General features: G+C 38.5%; 1 protein-coding gene. It reads left to right on the forward strand.

What is annotated here, in order from left to right:
* Positions 1-95: smalltalk protein (locus JCM10512_RS22875; protein ID WP_158332257.1), on the forward strand; the 95-nt coding region annotated here is incomplete at its 5' end.
* Positions 96-1114: the final 1019 nt, after the last annotated feature.

The raw sequence follows: 1114 nt of genomic DNA on the forward strand, positions 1-1114 counted from the left end.
TCAAAAAGTCTCTTTGGGACAAGATCCTGAAAGTAGTCATCGCGGTGGCTTCGGCAGTGCTGGGAGCACTGGGCGGTAATGCGATGAATCTGTAATCCCCTTGAAGCGCAGGTCAGCGCAGGTTTCTCAACTATTTCACGATAGCCAACCTGCTTTGCCTGCACTTCTCGATAATTCTGAGTCCTTTTTGGAATATATTCAACAATAATGATATAGTATAAAACAAAATTAGAGCTTATAATAACCTTATATCACTATTTTTGTAGAATCAAAACACAGAACATGAACCGGTATCAGATATTTACGTTGAATATAAACATCCATAGACAGCGACAAATATACTTTATACTTAAAATATTCTAGTTAATCAATCCCATTCAAATTATGAACAAAACACTTTTAAGAGCCTATGCTCGCAGAATAATTCTCTTTACCTTTGGGTGTCTCTTAGCTGTAAGTAATCTGCACGCGATAGATTATAAATACAAAGGCTGTTTAGTAAGCGATAAATCGGTAATCGAAAACATGTCTATTAGTCTTAACGCCGAGAACCCGGAATACTTTATACTCAGGCCGGTTAATAAACGAATAGAAATACGAGGTATGAAGTCCTCAGAATTTCACAACGACGGCACATGGGATGAAGTATACAATACGAACCTTAGAAGAGTATCCATCATCCTAAAGAAAGACCGGGAAAAGGGGCTATATAGAGTATGTATACACTAAAAGAGACAACATCCTTTATTTTGAGCCTGACAAATCGGACAAGATTGCTGTAACAGAATCCCCTTCTCTGTTTATCAACAACATACAGTTTGCAAACGTCAACAAAAAAGGAAAGATAATAGATAACTACGGAGAGGTAATTATAGGTGCTCAGGTTAAAAATCTGTCTATGAAAGTCGCCTATCAGACTTTAATTCCGGATTCGCTGATTACGCTTGATATCAAACTATTCGATCCCAATGGGAAATTGATGACCAACGCCTACTCTCCCGAAGTTTTCGTATGCCGTCTCATTCAAAACCGGCGACGATATAGCCGACCTTGTAGAGCAGAGTTTAGGCAGCTGGAAAGCCAAGTTTGGGAAAGGATATAAGTTAGAAATACA

Source organism: Bacteroides reticulotermitis JCM 10512, from assembly GCF_000517545.1.
Taxonomy (GTDB): Bacteria; Bacteroidota; Bacteroidia; order Bacteroidales; family Bacteroidaceae; genus Bacteroides; species Bacteroides reticulotermitis.